The organism is Hydrogenophaga sp. BPS33, from assembly GCF_009859475.1.
Taxonomy (GTDB): domain Bacteria; phylum Pseudomonadota; class Gammaproteobacteria; order Burkholderiales; family Burkholderiaceae_C; genus Hydrogenophaga.
Genome location: NZ_CP044549.1, coordinates 5229474 through 5244634, shown reverse-complemented (window position 1 = coordinate 5244634; position 15161 = coordinate 5229474). Strand labels below are relative to the sequence as shown.

The 15161-nt window shown below is 67.8% G+C and carries 15 protein-coding genes and 1 tRNA gene; 4 read left to right on the top strand and 12 right to left on the bottom strand.

Annotation, left to right across the window (positions count from 1 at the left end):
• Nucleotides 1–26 precede the first annotated feature (26 nt).
• A complete protein-coding gene (locus F9K07_RS24165) occupies nucleotides 27–356 on the top strand; it encodes a hypothetical protein (protein ID WP_159595833.1) in 330 nt (109 codons plus the stop codon).
• A gap of 13 nt (nucleotides 357–369) precedes the next feature.
• On the opposite strand, the gene F9K07_RS24160 is transcribed toward F9K07_RS24165, so the two are convergent.
• The 12 genes from F9K07_RS24160 to F9K07_RS24105 all read right to left on the bottom strand — a co-directional run bounded on the left by F9K07_RS24160 (nucleotide 370) and on the right by F9K07_RS24105 (nucleotide 12490).
• The gene (locus F9K07_RS24160) at nucleotides 370–972 is read right to left on the bottom strand and encodes a hypothetical protein (RefSeq protein ID WP_159595832.1); all 603 of its coding nucleotides are present in this window, start codon (nucleotides 970–972) and stop codon (nucleotides 370–372) included.
• A 165-nt stretch (nucleotides 973–1137) separates the two neighbouring features.
• Complete coding sequence (gene mdoH / locus F9K07_RS24155; RefSeq protein ID WP_442907451.1) at nucleotides 1138–3147, bottom strand: glucans biosynthesis glucosyltransferase MdoH; 2010 nt, start codon at nucleotides 3145–3147, stop codon at nucleotides 1138–1140.
• Nucleotides 3144–4715, bottom strand: a complete 1572-nt coding sequence (locus tag F9K07_RS24150) for a glucan biosynthesis protein G (protein WP_159595830.1) — start codon at nucleotides 4713–4715, stop codon at nucleotides 3144–3146. Before F9K07_RS24150 ends, mdoH begins: the two co-directional genes overlap by 4 nt.
• 189 nt (nucleotides 4716–4904) lie before the next feature.
• Nucleotides 4905–6284: a sigma 54-interacting transcriptional regulator gene (locus F9K07_RS24145; protein WP_159595829.1), complete on the bottom strand. Its 1380-nt coding sequence runs from the start codon at nucleotides 6282–6284 to the stop codon at nucleotides 4905–4907.
• Nucleotides 6281–6967, bottom strand: coding sequence for a hypothetical protein (locus tag F9K07_RS24140; protein WP_159595828.1), 687 nt, complete (start codon nucleotides 6965–6967; stop codon nucleotides 6281–6283). Before F9K07_RS24140 ends, F9K07_RS24145 begins: the two co-directional genes overlap by 4 nt.
• The gene (locus F9K07_RS24135) at nucleotides 6957–8375 is read right to left on the bottom strand and encodes a sensor histidine kinase (RefSeq protein ID WP_159595827.1); all 1419 of its coding nucleotides are present in this window, start codon (nucleotides 8373–8375) and stop codon (nucleotides 6957–6959) included. The genes F9K07_RS24140 and F9K07_RS24135 overlap by 11 nt, the downstream gene beginning before the upstream one ends.
• Nucleotides 8372–9730: a tRNA (N6-isopentenyl adenosine(37)-C2)-methylthiotransferase MiaB gene (miaB, locus tag F9K07_RS24130; RefSeq protein ID WP_159595826.1), complete on the bottom strand. Its 1359-nt coding sequence runs from the start codon at nucleotides 9728–9730 to the stop codon at nucleotides 8372–8374. Before miaB ends, F9K07_RS24135 begins: the two co-directional genes overlap by 4 nt.
• A gap of 98 nt (nucleotides 9731–9828) precedes the next feature.
• A complete protein-coding gene (locus tag F9K07_RS24125) occupies nucleotides 9829–10245 on the bottom strand; it encodes a hypothetical protein (protein ID WP_201451475.1) in 417 nt (138 codons plus the stop codon).
• Between the two features lie 64 nt (nucleotides 10246–10309).
• Entirely contained in the window at nucleotides 10310–10948 is a 639-nt protein-coding gene (locus F9K07_RS24120; protein ID WP_159595825.1) for a class I SAM-dependent methyltransferase, read from the bottom strand.
• A 22-nt stretch (nucleotides 10949–10970) separates the two neighbouring features.
• Nucleotides 10971–11531, bottom strand: a complete 561-nt coding sequence (locus tag F9K07_RS24115; RefSeq protein WP_159595824.1) for a YaeQ family protein — start codon at nucleotides 11529–11531, stop codon at nucleotides 10971–10973.
• Between the two features lie 56 nt (nucleotides 11532–11587).
• Nucleotides 11588–11664: transfer RNA gene (locus F9K07_RS24110), tRNA-Met, on the bottom strand.
• Between the two features lie 37 nt (nucleotides 11665–11701).
• On the bottom strand, nucleotides 11702–12490 hold the full coding sequence (locus F9K07_RS24105; RefSeq protein ID WP_159595823.1) for an enoyl-CoA hydratase: 789 nt from the start codon (nucleotides 12488–12490) through the stop codon (nucleotides 11702–11704).
• Nucleotides 12491–12636: 146 nt separating this feature from the next.
• Here F9K07_RS24105 and F9K07_RS24100 point away from each other — a divergent pair, with 146 nt between their 5' ends.
• The 3 genes from F9K07_RS24100 to paaK are packed head-to-tail and all read left to right on the top strand — an operon-like array spanning nucleotide 12637 to nucleotide 15157.
• Entirely contained in the window at nucleotides 12637–13431 is a 795-nt protein-coding gene (locus tag F9K07_RS24100; protein WP_159595822.1) for an enoyl-CoA hydratase-related protein, read from the top strand.
• Entirely contained in the window at nucleotides 13431–13871 is a 441-nt protein-coding gene (gene paaI, locus F9K07_RS24095) for a hydroxyphenylacetyl-CoA thioesterase PaaI (protein WP_159595821.1), read from the top strand. The genes F9K07_RS24100 and paaI overlap by 1 nt, the downstream gene beginning before the upstream one ends.
• Nucleotides 13868–15157 carry a phenylacetate--CoA ligase PaaK gene (gene paaK / locus F9K07_RS24090; protein ID WP_159595820.1) on the top strand — a complete coding sequence of 430 codons (1290 nt, stop codon included), beginning with the start codon at nucleotides 13868–13870 and terminating at the stop codon, nucleotides 15155–15157. Before paaI ends, paaK begins: the two co-directional genes overlap by 4 nt.
• The last annotated feature ends 4 nt before the right edge of the window (nucleotides 15158–15161 follow it).

Here is a 15161-nt window from a genome sequence, read left to right as displayed (position 1 = left end):
CCCTTCGAGCGAGCCCGACTGCTGCCATGTCCTCTTTCACGTTTTCTTCCACGTGCCAACGCCTTGCCGGCCTGACCCTGTCTTTTCTTGCCAGCGCCGCCTTCGCCGCGACCGATTCGCCATGCAGCGAATACGACATGCTGCGCCAGCAGAGAGACACGGCCCTGAGTGCCAAGAACGTCCAGCAGTACTGCGCCGCGCTCGCCGGCCTGATGCGGCTGATGCCGGCCAAGCCGCCAGCGCCGGCCCGGCTCCAGTGCGAAAAATCCGCCAGCATGAGCACGGAGACCTGGCTGCAGGTGCGCCCCTCCATCCTGGAGAACATGCGCGACGTGCACCAACAGCAGTGCAAGTGATGCGCCGCGCCCGTCAGGGCGCGGCAATCGGCGAGCTGGCCCGCACCTCCGAGAGCTTGCAGCCCTTGCGGATGAACAGATCGGCCAGGTGGTCGCTGCGGGCCTGTGCTTGCTCCGCGTCCTGCTCCTGCTGTACCAGCTGCTGTTGTGCCTGCATCATCTTCTGCATGCTCTCCTGCATCTGGGTTCTGCGCGCCTCGGCGGCCGCCTGCATCGCATAGCCCTGGACCTGGGCACCCCCGGGGATCATGCCGAGCAAGCTGCCGCCGATCGCAGACCCGATGCCGCTGCCGCGCATGCCGCTGGCCTGCTGCATCATTTCCTTCTGCTCGAGCGCCATGGCCTCTTGCGCCTGCGCGGCCTGGGCTTGCTGGTCCTGCAGGGCCTTCTCCAGCCCTTGTGTTTCCACATAGATCTGTGCGCACGACAGTTCGCCGTCGCCCAACTTGCGAATACCGCGGGTGGGGGTTGCGGGCCTTGTGAGCGGCCCCCAGTCCGACGTGTCCTGGGCGGTGTGACCGGAACCGTCAGGCGTGGGCGCTTGTGCGCACACGGTCCAGGGAATGAGGGCGAGCAGTCCGTACAAAGGCAGTCGGGCGAGCCTGGCGGGCATCATGGGACGGGTATCCTTCCGGGATGAAGCGGTCCGCGCGACGGTCCGGCGGCCTTGGCCCAGTGTCGGCACTGCCCCGTCGACCTGGAAGTGACCCGGGTCATGCGCGCCAAAAAAAACGCGCCGCAAATGCGGCGCGTCGGGCTTCCTGTGTGGCAGCGGGAAATGTCAGGCCGCTTGTGGCAAGCCGAAGCGGCTGGCGTGGCGCCAGGCGCGGCGCAGCACGGCCGGCGACCACGATTCCTCGGGGATCAGCAGCACGCCGCGCGAACGCATCCAGGCACCCAGGTCGACGTGGCTGGTGGCCACGGTGAGCGGCACGGCCAGCAGCAAGGGCAGGGCGACCGGCGCCATCCAGATCAGCGCGTTGGCGTTGATCACAGCCACGATCACACCCAGCAGGCCGATCACGACCGTCATCGGCGCCAGGCGCGAGATCGCATCGTTCCAGCTCACACCGTTCGCTTCGCGCGGAGGCGATTTCCATTCCAGCTTCAGACCGGTGATGGCCACCAGCACGAACAGCGAGTGCGCCAGCATGCGGATGGGCGCCTGCATCACGGCCAGCAGGGTTTCCACCGCCGAGCTGCCGAGCAGGCCGAGGGTGCCGCCGAAGGACTTCTGTTCACCCTTCATGAACACGGCCACCAGACCCAGCACGCGGGGCATGAACAACATGGTCAGCGTCCACATCCACAAGGCGCGCAGCTCTTCGGGCACTGCCTGCCAGGTCGGGATCTCGCCGGTGTGGGCGGTCCACAGCGCGGTGCCGATGCTCATGAACGCGAGCCACAGCGGCGCCGACAGGTAGGACATGGCGCCGATGGCGAACATGGTGCGGTGCACGCGGTGGATGCCGGGCTCGGCCATCAGGCGCGAGTTCTGCAGGTTGCCCTGGCACCAGCGGCGATCGCGCTGCAGCTCGCTCAGCAGATCCGGCGGTTGCTGCTCGTAGCTGCCGGTGAGGTCGGACACCAGCCACACGTGGTAGCCGGCGCGGCGCATCAGCGCGGCTTCGACGAAGTCGTGCGACATGATGCCGCCGGACATGCCGCCCGACCCCTTGATCGGGGCCAGCGCGCAGTGCTGCATGAAGGGCTCGACGCGGATGATCGCGTTGTGGCCCCAGTAGTGCGACTCGCCCAACTGCCAGAACTGCATGCCCAGCGTGAACAGGCGGCCGGTCACGCGCGAGCCGAACTGCTGCGCGCGCGCATGCAGGGTGGCGTGGCCGATGGCTTGCGTGGCGGTCTGGATGATGCCGGCCTTGGGGTTGGCTTCCATCAGCTTGACCATGGAGACCAGGCAACTGCCGCTCATGACGCTGTCGGCATCGAGCACCACCATGTAGCGGTAGTCCTTGCCCCAGCGGCGGCAGAAGTCGGACACGTTGCCCGCCTTGCGGTGCGTGCGGCGGGTGCGCAGGCGGTAGTACACCTCGATCGGCGGCAGGTCGGACTGCGCGGCCAGAGCGGCGCGCAGGTCTTCCCAGGCCGCGCGTTCGGCCTTGGCGATCTTGGGGTCGTAGCTGTCGGAGAGCACGAACACGTCGAACTGGCCGGCGTGGCCGGTGGCCGCGAGCGATTCGCAGGTGGCGCGCAGGCCTGCGAACACGGTGGCCACGTCCTCGTTGCAGATCGGCATGATGATCGCCGTGCGCGCCTCGGGGTTCATGTCGTGGTCTTTCACATCGGCCGCGCGCAGCGTGTGCTTGTCGCCGAACAGCGAGACCCAGAAGCCCATGAGCGCGGTCACGAAACCGGTGACCACCCAGGCCGAGAGCAGGCCGAAGAGCGCGAGCTGGCCGTATTGCAGCCAGGGGTTTTCGTGTACCGGTTGCGCGTCGGCGAACAGGCTGGTGGCGAAGACGGTGCTGAGCACCGTGAGCACCGCGAACACGGCGCGGCGGGTATTGGCCGCTTTCACCCAGGCGGCGGGCGCTTCGCGAACCTCGGTGGACGCTGTGTAGGGCGGCACGGCGCGGCCGAGCGTGCTCAAGATGGCCGTGCCGATGCTGTTCCAGAAACCGCGCCAGGGGCGCGGCACCATCGAGCCGCGGTTGACCGGCGGGGCCGTCACCGCGTTGGGGTGGCGTTCCTCGCGCAGCGAGGGCCGGCTGGACGGCGGCGTGGACGGGCTGCCGTGCGGTTCGGCGGTGAGGACCGGTTCGGCGCTCATTCGGGTAGCAACAGATGTGTCCATGTTTCGCTCACTGTGTCGTTGTTGTGTTGGAGAAAGGCGCGCAGCTCGACCGGTTGTGCCGGGTCGTTGCGCGCCACGCGCACGGTCACGCGCCAGGTGCGCGTGGCGGGGTTGGGATAGGCCAGGGTTTGCAGCACGCGGCCGTTGGCGTCGGCGGTGACCACCGCTTTCACCGGCGCGTTGGCGGGCAGCGCGTCCAGCGCGGGGCCGGCGAAGTCCAGCACGAACTGGGGTTGGCTGGCCTGTTCGGCGGCCGAGAGTTCGGAGTAGCCGTAGCCGCGGCGCGTCTGGGTGACCCAGCTGGCGGGCGGGCGTTGTTGCGCGTCGCCTTGCCAGGCCAGTTCGTAGCTCAGCTCGAGGGCCTGGCCGGCGGCGGGCAGTTGCGCCGGGACCCAGTAGGCGACGATGTTGTCGTGCGTCTCGTCGGGTGTGGAGAGTTGCACCAGCTCCACGCGGCCGGCGCCCCAATCGCCCAGGGGTTTGACCCAGGCGCTGGGGCGGCGCTCGTAGCGCGCTTCCACGTCTTCGTAGTTGGCGAAGCTGCGGTCGCGCTGCATCAGGCCGAAACCGCGCGGGTTCTGCAGCGTGAAGGAGCTGACGGTGATGCCCTTGGGCCTTTGCAGCGGGCGCCACAGCCATTCACCATCGCCACCGGCGATCATCAAGCCGTCGGAGTCGTGCACCTCGGGGCGGAAGTCGCCCTTCAGGGGTTGGTTCTCGCCCGAGAGGAACATGCTGGTGAGCGGTGCGATGCCCAGGGTATTGACCGGGCCGGCACCGGCGCGCAGGAACACGCGCGCGTTGACGGTGGTGGTGGTCTGCTGGCCCGGGCGGATCACGAAGCGGTAGGCACCCGTGGCGCGCGGCGATTCGAGCAGCGCGAACACGGTGACTTCCTTGGCGTCGGCGGCCGGCTGCTGCAGCCAGAACTCGCTGAAGCGCGGGAATTCCTCGCCGCTGCCGCCCACGGTGTCGATCGCCAGGCCGCGCGCCGACAGGCCGTAACCCTGGCCCGCGCCCAGCGCGCGGAAGTAGCTCGCGCCCTGGAACACCACCAGCTCGTCCTTGTAGGCCTGGCCGTTCAGGGGGTAGTGCAGGCGGAAACCGGCATGGCCCAGGTCGCCCCAGCTGCTGGTGTCGAAGGTGTTCTTGCCGTAATTGAACTCTGCGCTGCGGTAGGGCAGGTGGTTCACCCGGCCATCGGGCAGCAGTTCGTGCAGGCGCACCGGCTCGGTCTGGTACAGGCCGAGGTGGAAGAACTGGGCTTCAAAAGGCAGGTGGGCCGAGCGCCAGAGCGACAGGTCGGTGTTGAACCGGATGTCGCGCAACTGGTCGTAGGTGATCTTGGCGAGTGCGTCGGGCAGCTTGTCGCTGTTTGCGCGGTAAGGGGCCTGGGCGAGGGTTCGCGCCTGCTGGGTGAGCGTGTCCCAGTCCATGCGCTGCGATTGCGCCGACGCCCCGCACAGGGCACCCGTCAGCGCGCCCAGCACGGTCCAGGCGCGCAGGCGCTGGCGGCTGAAAAATGGGCGGATCTTGATGGGCATGCCTTATTAGGGCAAACCCTGTGCCAACCCAAAAAAACCCTTCTAGATCAACGATCTTTCCGGTTTCAAGATGTATGGGAGGCCGTGTCCGTCGTGGAATGGCCGGAAATCGGCGGTTTTTGTCGCCAAACAGCGACAGGCCTGCGGTGTCTTCTGGAAAACCCTAGGAGAAACAAGCACTTGGGGCTGTCACTCATCGGCGACAGCGTCGCTTTTGAACAGACCGGGCGTGAGCGCGTGCTTCTGCAGCAGGCGGTAGAACTCGGTGCGGTTGCGCTGGGCCAGACGGGCTGCGTCGGCCACGTTGCCATCGGTCATCTTGAGCAGGTCGACCAGGTACTCGCGTTCGAAACGCTGCTTGGCGTCCGCAAAGCTCAGCACTTCCACCGAGGGCGTGCGCAAGGCCCGCTGCACCAGCGCCAGGGAGACCAGGGGGGTGGTCGAGAGCGCGCAGACCTGTTCGACCACGTTGTAGAGCTGTCGCACGTTGCCCGGCCAGGGCGCCATGGTCAGCGCCTTGAGCGCCTCGGGCGCAAAGCCCGAGCTGCGCTTGCCGTATTTGGCGGCCAGCTTGGCCAGGAAATGGTTGGCCAGCAGGGCGATGTCCTCGCGCCGCTCCGCGAGGGTGGGCAGGGTGAGCGTGACGACGTTGAGGCGGTAGTACAGGTCTTCGCGGAACTGCGCGGCGGCCATGGCGTCTTCCAGGTCGCGGTGGGTGGCCGAGACGATGCGCACGTCCACCGGCACCGACTGGCTCGACCCCAGCGGGCGCACCGCCCGTTCCTGAAGCACGCGCAGCAACTTGACCTGCAGGGCCGGCGGCATGTCCCCGATTTCGTCGAGCAGCAGCGTGCCGCCATCGGCCGCCTGGAACAGGCCCTTGTGGTTGGCCACGGCGTCTGTGAAGGCGCCTTTCATATGGCCGAACAGTTCGGATTCGAGCAGGGCTTCCGGAATCGCGCCGCAGTTCACCGCAATGAAGGGGCGGCTGGCGCGCGCGCTGGCCTTGTGGATCGCGCGCGCCAGCATTTCCTTGCCGGTGCCCGAGTCGCCGCGCAGCAGCACGCTGGCGTCGGACTGCGCCACCATGCGGGCCTCGGCCAGCAGATCGGCCATGCGGTTGGAGCGGCTCACGATCTCGCTTCGCCAGGCTTCGTCGACCTGGGTGTTCGGGTGCGCGGGCGCGCTCAGCGCCAGGGCCTGGGCGATTTTCTCGAGCAGTTCCTTGGCGTCGTAGGGCTTGGTGAGGTAGGTGAAAACGCCGCGCGCCGTGGCCTCGACCGCGTCGGGAATGGTGCCGTGCGCGGTCAGCAGGATGACGGGCAGCGAGGGGTGGCGCGCGCGGATCTCGTCGAACAGGGCCAGGCCGTCGCGCCCGGGCAGGCGCACGTCGGAGAGCACGAGTTGCGGGCGTTCGATGTCGAGCTGCGCCAGCGCGGCTTCGGCCGAGCCCACCGATGTGACCTGGTAGCCCGCCGAGCCCAGCCGCATGGCCAGCAGGCGCAGCATGTCGGCGTCGTCGTCGACGACCAGCAGGCGCGCGCGTGGCGTGGCGGTGCGTTCGCTCATGGTGCGTTCGGGCGCGGCGTGGCCGGTGGGCGGGTGGTGAGGCTGCGTTCGATGGCGCGCATGGCCTCCAGGCGTTCGTTGAGCTGGTCGATGCGGCGCTGGCTCTCGCGCAGCTGCTGGGCCTGGCGGTCCACGTTCTCTTCCAGCTTGCGCTGGTCCATCAGGCGGTTGGCCAGCACGCGTGCCAGCGGCTTGAGCGGCAGGCTCTCCGGGCCGGTGTGGCCGATCACGCGCTGCAGCAGGCCCAGCGCGCGCGCGGTTTCGGCCGGCTGGCGCAGGTGGGTGAGCGCCAGTGCCAGCTGCATCTGGCGCAGCGGCACCGTGCCGGGGTCGCCCTGCACGACGATCTCCGCGGCGAGGTCGCTCGGGCTGAGCGCCTGCAGGCGATCGGCATAGCTCAGCAGGGCACTGACCAGGTCGGGCGCGGATGGCGTTTCGGCGTTGAGTACCACGGGCGGCGCTGCCGGCGAAGCCTGCAGCGGCGTGACGGTGGGCTTGGTGGGTGGGGTGGCCGGGGCCGGTGGCGGCTGGACGGTGGCCGGCGTGTCCCCGCGCGGCTGCGCGGATTCGGGCGCGGCCGGCGCGGTGCTGCAGGCGCCCAGCCAGAAAGCGAGGACGGCGGCGAAACCGCAGTAGCCGGCGCGCGTCAGGCGGTTCGGCGTGGGTGACAGGTCATTGGGCATGGGGCAACTCGATACGGAAGTGGGCGCCCTGGCGCTGGGGCAGCAACGCGATGCGACCGCCGTGGGCCAGAATGTACTCGTGCACGATGGACAGGCCGATGCCGGTGCCGCGCACAGCGCCGCTGGGCTGGCGTTCACCGCGGAAGAAGGGTTCGAAGATGCGCTCGCGGTCGGGCTCGGCCACGCCGGGGCCCTGGTCGGCGATGTCGATGCAGGCCAGTCCGGCCATGTCGCGCAGCACGATCCGGATGTGCCCGCCATGGGGCGAGAACCGGATCGCGTTGGACAGCAGGTTGCCGATGGCCGAGGCGATTTTCTCGCGGTCCAGCGGCATCGCCACGCGATCGCCTTCCACCCGCACCGTGAGGGCATGGGCCTGCCACTGCAGGCGTTGCGTGTCGACCTGGTCTTCGAGCAGGGCGAAGAGATCGGTGCGCTCGCGCCTGAGCTGGCGCGCCTCGAAGGCCGCGGCGTTGAAGCGCAGCAGCGCTTCGATCTGGTGCTGCAACACCTGGGTGTTGTGTTGCAGGATGGTCACCACCTCGGCCTGGCTGGTGTTGAGTGGGCCGGCCACACCGTCGCCCAGCACGGCCACGCCTTCGTGCAGCGAGGCCAGCGGCGTCTTGAGTTCGTGCGACACGTGGCGCAGGAAGCGCGCCTTGTCGGCGTCGAGCTCGGTCAGGCGCAGGCGCAGCCAATCGAGCTGCTGGCTCACGCGGCGCACGTCCGAGGGACCGTGGATGTCGATCGGCACGTCGAGCCGGTTCTCGCCCAGGCTCTGGATGGCCTTCTCCAGCCGCTTGAAAGGGCGCGCCAGCCAGACGCCAAAGGCCAGGGCCAGCACCGCGGCGATGCCGATCGAGCCCACCACCTGCTCGGTGAGTTCCTGGCGGCTGGTTTCGAAGCGCGCCTGCAGGGCTTCGTTGCGCGTGCTGATGATGGACTGCACCTTCTGCGCGATCGAGGCGCTGTGGCCGTCGATTTCGCGGAATGCCTGCGCCACTTCGCGCTCGCGTTCCAGCGCGGTCTCGGGCGGGCCGTCGAGCAAGAGGGTGATGGCATCGAGCCGGTCGCGCCAATTGGTGGCGTACTCGGGCGGCAGTTCGTTGTCTTCCAGGCGGCGCAGGATGTCGCGCGCATTGCCGGCCGCTTCGTCGAAGCGCCGGCGCAACTGGCTGTCGCGCAGCACGAGCGATTGGCGTGCCGCGCGTTCCATGGTCAGGCTGCGCTCGGACAGCGATTGCGCCGCGGTGGACAGCGCGATGGCCTGCGCCGCGCTCTCGCGGCTCTGCCCCATCAGGGTTTCGAGCGAGAACAGCGTGCGCACGGCGGCCAAGCCGAGCAGCGCCCCGATCAACAGGAACGCGACCAGCAGCAGTTGCTGGAACGAAAAGCGCAGGGGTTTCACGCGGCTTCGCGCACCAGAATGGCCGCGCGCAGCGAGTGCGGCCTTGCTTCGGTGATGCGCACGTCGAGCATCTGGCCGATCAGGCGGTCGGCCTGTGGGCCGCCCTCGAAATTGACGATGCGGTTGCACTCGGTGCGGCCCATGAGTTCGACCGCGCCGTCCTGCCCGGGGCGGCGCGAACGGCCTTCCACCAGAATGCGCTGCACCGTGCCTTCGCGGCTCGCGCTGATGCGCTTGACGTTGTCCTCGATCACCGCCTGCAGGTGCTGCAGGCGCTGCAGCTTGAGCGCGTGCGGCGTGTCGTCGGCCAGGTTGGCCGCGGGCGTGCCGGGGCGCGGGCTGAAGATGAAGCTGAAGCTGGCGTCGAAGCCGACGTCGTGGATGAGCTTCATCATCTTCTGGAAGTCGTCTTCGGTCTCACCGGGAAAACCGACGATGAAGTCGCTGCTCATGGAGAGCTCGGGGCGGATCGCGCGCAGTTTGCGGATGGTGCTCTTGTATTCCATGGCGGTGTAGCCGCGCTTCATGGCCATGAGAATGCGGTCGCTGCCGTGCTGCACCGGCAGGTGCAGGTGGTTCACCAGTTGCGGGATCTTGCCGTAGGCCTCGATCAGGCGCGGCGTGAACTCGTTGGGGTGGCTGGTGGTGAAACGGATGCGCTCGATGCCGGGAATTTCGGCCACGTACTCCAGCAGCAGCGCGAAGTCGGCGATCTCGGTCGTGTCGCCCATCGCGCCGCGGTAGGCGTTGACGTTCTGGCCCAGCAGGGTCACTTCCTTCACGCCCTGGTCGGCCAGGCCGGCCACTTCCACCAGCACGTCGTCGAACGGGCGGCTCACTTCCTCACCGCGCGTGTAGGGCACCACGCAGTAGCTGCAGTACTTCGAGCAGCCTTCCATGATCGACACGAAGGCCGACGCGCCTTCCACCTTGGCCGGCGGCAGGTGGTCGAACTTCTCGATCTCGGGAAAGCTGATGTCCACCTGCGGCATGGCCTGGCTTCTGCGCTGGTTCAGCAACTCGGGCAGGCGGTGCAGGGTCTGCGGGCCGAAGACCACGTCCACGAACGGCGCGCGCTTGATGATCTCGGCGCCTTCCTGGCTCGCCACGCAACCGCCCACGCCGATCAGCACGCCCTTTTGCTTGAGGTGCTTGACACGGCCGAGGTCGCTGAACACCTTCTCCTGCGCTTTCTCGCGCACCGAGCAGGTGTTGAAGAGAATCAGGTCGGCTTCTTCCACGTCCTGCGTGGGCACGTAGCCTTGCGCGGCGCCCATCACGTCGGCCATCTTGTCCGAGTCGTACTCGTTCATCTGGCAGCCGAAGGTTTTGATGAAGACTTTTTTGGGGCTCATGGGAATTCCAGTGGGGAAAGGGCGTTGCCTGCATGGGTGCCTCCCCATGCGCGGCCGCGACCCTCACGCAGGTCGCGGGCGGTGCGGTGCGGTGCCGCTCAGTTGCGTTTGTTTTCGGCTGCGCCCGCGGGCACGGGCTGCAGCGATTCGAAGGTGAAGTTGCGTTCGGTGCCGTAGCCGGGGCGCTTCTCCTTGGCCTCGGCGGCGGTGAGGATCCACACCTGGTGGATCTGCCCGCGCAGGTCGGTGGTGTAGTTCACCACGTGCTCCTGGCCGATCAGCGACGCCGATCGGAGCACCCGGTTTTCGGTGTCCAGAATGCGCGCGCCGGGTGCGAACCGGTTGGGCCGGTCGTCCATGGCCACCAGCGGCGGTTGCGCCACGACCATGGTGCCGCGCAGCGCCTTGGCCGGGAAGTTGCGTTGCACCGCCTGCGCGTGCGCGGCGCTGGCGGTGAGCAGGCCCGCGCACAGCGCGGTGGCGAGGGCCGAGGTGAGGGATGTGCAGCGGTTCATGGTATGTGTCCAGAGGCTGTGGAGAACGGGGTTCGGCGCGATCGCGCGGCGAGGGGCGATTGTCTCACGCGACCTGCTTGTGCATCAGGACCACGTTGGCGCACGGCACCTCGGCCTGCCAGCCGTGCCGGCGGGCCAGCCACCGCAGCGTGCTCTCGCGGTAGAACACCACGTGGGTCGGGTCGCGCCGGTAATGCCATTGGGCAAAGCGCGCATCGTCGGTCTGGAAACACGTCATCAGCGCCAACCAGCCTCCTGGACGCAGCAGGCCCTGCAGGCGGCGGAACTCGGCGGCCGGGTCGTGAAAATGCTCGGCCACCTCGGTGCAGGTGATGAAGTCGTAGGACGCGGCCAGGACCGAAGGATCGGGGTGGAAGAAGGGGTCGAACAGCGCCACCGAGTGGCCGGCTTCGCGCAGCATCGATGCGAGCACCGGGCCGGGACCGCAGCCGAAGTCCAGCCCGCGCTGGCGCGGCGGCAAGCGCTGCAGCAGCGGTGCGGCGACCTGTTGCAGAAAGCGGCGGTAGCCCGGGTCCTCGGTGGTGTTCTGGTGCAAGGCGTACTCGGCCCGCTCGGCCTCGGGCGAGGGCCAATGCGCGGGCAACAGAAAGGTGGCTTCGCAACGCTCGCAGCGTCCGTAGGCGAGCTGGCCCACGGTTTGGAAAGCCCGGCCTTCAAGGCCTTCGCAGACGGGGCAACGCATGACGCAAGGGCCGGGGTTGGGCTTACTTCCAGCGCACCGGCTCGATGTGCACGCTGCCGCGTTCGCTGGAGAGCGTGAGCGCGCCTTCCTGCACCGTGGCCTGCAACTGCATGCTGCGCTCGGCGAGTGCGGCCAGGGCGGGTGCGACCTCGGTGGGCAGGCGCCAGACCTGCAGGCGGTCGAGCCGGGTGAGCTTGTTCTCGATGCCGCGCCACCAGACGTCGGCGGCGCTGCCGAACGCGTAGACGATCACGGCGTCTGACTTGCTGCAGGCCTTGGACAGCGGCTTGTCGTCGGGCTGGCCGACCTCGATCCACAGCCGCTTGCGGCCGGTGAAATCGGTGAGGGAGGCGTCCGGATCGTCCGGGTCCGACAGGCCCGCGCCGAAGGCGAGCGTGCCGTCGCCGTGGCAGGTGTCCTGCAGTTCGTGGGCGTTCAGCGCCAGCGCCACCAGCCGGACCATCATGCGCTCGTCGGTCTCGCTGGGGTGGCGGGCCAGGGTGAGCGCGTGGTCGGCGTAGTAGCCGTGGTCGATATCGGCGATCTGCAGATTCGCCTTGAAGATCGTGGATTTGAGTGCCATATGGACCGGCAAAGAAAAAAAGCGGGACCCGTTTCCGGAACCCGCTTTCTTGAATCTGGTGGCGATAGGTGGACTTGAACCACCGACATCAGCATTATGAATGCTGCGCTCTAACCAACTGAGCTATATCGCCGACGAAGCGCGCATTATACGCAGCTTTTTGAGGGCACTCAGTTGTGCTTGAACTCGGGCTTGCGCTTGTTGACGAAGGCGTCCATGCCTTCCTTCTGGTCGGCGGTGGCGAACAGCGCATGGAACATGCGGCGCTCGAACATCACGCCGTCGGACAGCGAGCCTTCGAACGAGCGGTTCACCGCTTCCTTGGCCGCCATCACGCTGGGCAGCGACAGGCCGCAGATGGTGAGCGCCGCGCCCAGGGCTTCGTCCATCAGCTTGTCCAGCGGTACCACGCGGCTCACCAGGCCCGAGCGTTCGGCCTCGGTGGCGTCCATCATGCGGCTGGTGAGCACCATGTCCATGGTCTTGGCCTTGCCCACCGCGCGCGGCAGGCGCTGCGTGCCACCGGCGCCGGGAATGATGCCTAGCTTGATCTCGGGCTGGCCGAACTTGGCGTTGTCGGCGGCGATGATGAAGTCGCACATCATGGCCAGCTCACAACCGCCACCCAGCGCAAAGCCGCTCACCGCCGCGATCACCGGCTTGCGGATGGAGCGGATGGTTTCCCAGTTGCGCGTGATGTAGTCGCCCTTGTAGACGTCGGCGAAGGTGTAGGTGGCCATGGCACCGATGTCCGCGCCCGCGGCAAAGGCCTTTTCGCTGCCGGTGATGATCATGCAGCCGATCCCGTCGTCCGCGTCGAAGGCCTTGAGCGTGGCGCCCAGTTCGTCCATCAGCTGGTTGTTGAGCGCGTTGAGCTGCTTGGGGCGGTTGAGCGTGACGATGCCCACGCGGCCTTCGGTGCGCACGGTGATGCATTCGGGGGAGGTCGGGACGGACATGGGGTCTCCTGCGGCAGTGGTTGGATCAAACCCACCACTATATCGGCCCGCCACCCCGGAAAAATTTGGGCCGACCGGGTGGTTGGTGAATGGTAAATTGCCTAAATTTCGCCCTTACCCCTGAACAACGAGGAGTCCAACCTGTCATGAGCACCGCCACCGTTGTGTACGAAGAGCGCGGGGCCGTGGTCCTGCTCACGCTCAACCGCCCCGACGCCTTGAACAGCTTCACGCGCCAGATGCACACCGAGCTGTGGGCCGCGCTGGACCGCGCCGAGGCCAACTCTTCGGTTCGGGCCCTGGTCATCACCGGCGCGGGGCGCGGCTTCTGCGCGGGTGCCGATCTGGCCGAGTTCGATTTCGAGCCCGGTCCGAACCTGGTGGAGCGTGCCAACCCCGGCCCCATCATCGACCAGGCGTTCAACCCCACGGCGCGCCGCCTGCAGAGCCTGCGCATGCCCACCATCGCGGCGGTCAATGGCGTGGCGGCCGGCGCGGGCGCATCCTTGGCGATGACCTGCGACATCGCCATCGCCGCCACCGGCGCGAGCTTCATCCAGGCCTTCAGCAAGATTGGCCTGATTCCCGATGCCGGCGGCAGTTGGTTCCTGGTCGAGCGCCTGGGCCTGGCACGCGCCATGGCGCTGGCCATGACGGGCGACAAGCTGGGCGCCGACAAGGCCAAGGAGTGGGGCCTGATCTGGGACGTGTCCGACAACTGCGTCGGTGCGTCGCTGGCGCTGGCGCAACGCCTGGCCAGCATGCCCACGAAGGCGCTGGTGGCCACGCGCGCCTTGTTGCGCGATGCCAGCAAGCGCACGCTGGACGAACAGCTGGACGTGGAGCGCGACACCCAGATGGCGCTGGGCCGCACGCACGACTACATCGAAGGCGTGACGGCTTTCCTGCAGAAGCGCCCGGCGAACTTCAAGGGCGAGTGATGTCACCGCACGACCGCGCGCGCAAGGTCGGCGACACGATGTTCGCGGTGGACACCGCGAGCAAGGACACCATGGGCATGGAGCTGCTGGCCTGCGAGCCCGGCCGCGCGGTGATGCGCATGGTGGTGCGGGCGCTGCACCTCAACGGGCACCAGATCTGCCATGGCGGCTTCATCTTCACCCTGGCCGATTCGACCTTCGCCTTTGCCTGCAACAGCCACAACCGCAATGCCGTGGCCGCGGGCTGCGGCATCGAGTTTCTGCGGCCCGCGCACGCAGGCGACGTGCTTACCTGCGAGGGTGTGGAACAGGCGCTGTCGGGCCGCCATGGCATCTACGACATGCGCGTGAGCAACCAGCGCGGTGAGGTGGTGGCGATGTTCCGTGGCAAGAGCGCGGTGATCGCTGGCACGGTGTTTCCCGAGGAGGATCCGAGATGACCGCCTTTGCCCTGGAGCCGATCGAGAAAGCCAGCACCGACGAGTTGCGCGCGCTGCAACTCAAGCGCCTGCAGGGCACGCTGCGCCACGCGTACCAGAACTCGCCGGTCTACCGCGCGAAGTTCGACGCCGCCGGCGTGCATCCGGACGATTGCCGCAGCCTCACCGACCTGGCGAAGTTCCCGTTCACCACCAAGCAGGATCTGCGCGAGAGCTATCCGTTTGGCATGTTCGCGGTGCCGCGCGAGCGTTGCGCGCGCATCCACGCCAGCAGCGGCACCACTGGCAAGCCGACGGTGGTGGGCTATACGCTCAAGGACATCGACACCTGGTCGAGCGTGATGGCGCGCAGCATCCGCGCCAGCGGCGCGCGCCCGGGCGATCTGGTGCACGTGAGCTACGGCTATGGCCTGTTCACCGGCGGCCTGGGTGCGCACTACGGCGCGGAGAAGCTGGGCCTCACGGTGGTGCCCTTCGGCGGCGGGCAGACCGAGCGCCAGGTGCAGCTCATCCACGACTTCCGGCCCGACATCATCATGGTCACGCCGAGCTACATGCTGGCGATCGCCGACGAGTTCCAGCGTGTGGGCCTGGACCCGCGCGAGAGCAGCCTGCGCCTGGGCATCTTCGGCGCCGAACCCTGGACCAACGACATGCGCGGGGCGATCGAGCAGCGCATGGGCATCGACGCGGTGGACATCTACGGCCTGTCCGAGGTGATGGGTCCGGGCGTGGCCAACGAGTGCATCGAAACCAAGGACGGGCCGACCATCTGGGAAGACCATTTCTACCCCGAGATCGTCCACCCCGACACTGGCGAACCCGTGGCCGATGGCGAGCTGGGCGAGCTGGTGTTCACCAGCCTGACCAAGGAAGCGCTGCCGATCATCCGCTACCGCACGCGCGACCTCACGCGGCTCCTGCCGGGCACGGCGCGCACCATGCGCCGCATGGAGAAGATCACGGGCCGCAGCGACGACATGATGATCCTGCGCGGCGTCAACGTGTTTCCCACGCAGATCGAAGAGCTGATCTTGAAACGCGCCGAATTGAGCGCGCACTACCAGTGTGTGCTGACGCGCCAGGGCCCGATGGACGATCTCACGGTGGTGGTGGAAACGCGTGCCGGTCTGTTGCCGCAGAGCGAGGCTGCGCAAGGCGCGGCGCGCTTGCTGCAGCACGACATCAAGGCGTATGTGGGCTGCAGCGTGGCGGTGGAGCTCAAGCCCGAAGGTGGCGTGGAGCGCAGCCAGGGCAAGGCCAAGCGGGTCCTCGACAAGCGGTAGCGTT